This window comes from Lentilactobacillus parafarraginis DSM 18390 = JCM 14109, assembly GCF_001435895.1.
Lineage (GTDB): Bacteria > Bacillota > Bacilli > Lactobacillales > Lactobacillaceae > Lentilactobacillus > Lentilactobacillus parafarraginis.
Map to the genome: position 1 here is coordinate 1 of NZ_AZFZ01000230.1, position 333 is coordinate 333.

At 30.6% G+C, this 333-nt stretch carries 1 protein-coding gene; it reads left to right on the forward strand.

Annotation, left to right across the window (positions count from 1 at the left end; translation table 11 throughout):
• Positions 1-68: 68 nt before the first annotated feature.
• Positions 69-333 (forward strand): hypothetical protein (locus FD47_RS16035; protein ID WP_235806134.1); only part of this gene is annotated, 265 nt, incomplete at its 3' end.

The window sequence follows — 333 nt, forward strand, 5'->3', positions numbered from 1 at the left end:
TAGTGTTGCACTTAAAGTGTAAATTCAAGATACTTAAATCTCTATTCTCGTTAATTGAGCATGTTAACGTGGATCTAGTCATACTAGATAGGATTGATTCGATAATTAAAAGTTATGCACTTAAAGTTAAAGATCAGCCTACAAATGAGGTAGAAACATTCTTAATTAAATACCTAAGTGATCCTGATCACTTTGAAAAACTAAATACCCCTATGAAAAATCTAACAGAGTTTAATGCATGGCCTGAGAAGGTACTCTTATCCAACACTTTGAATTTAGGTAAAATTCAAAAAAATATAAACTCCTCAATTGTCAAGTTAAGTGCAACACTAA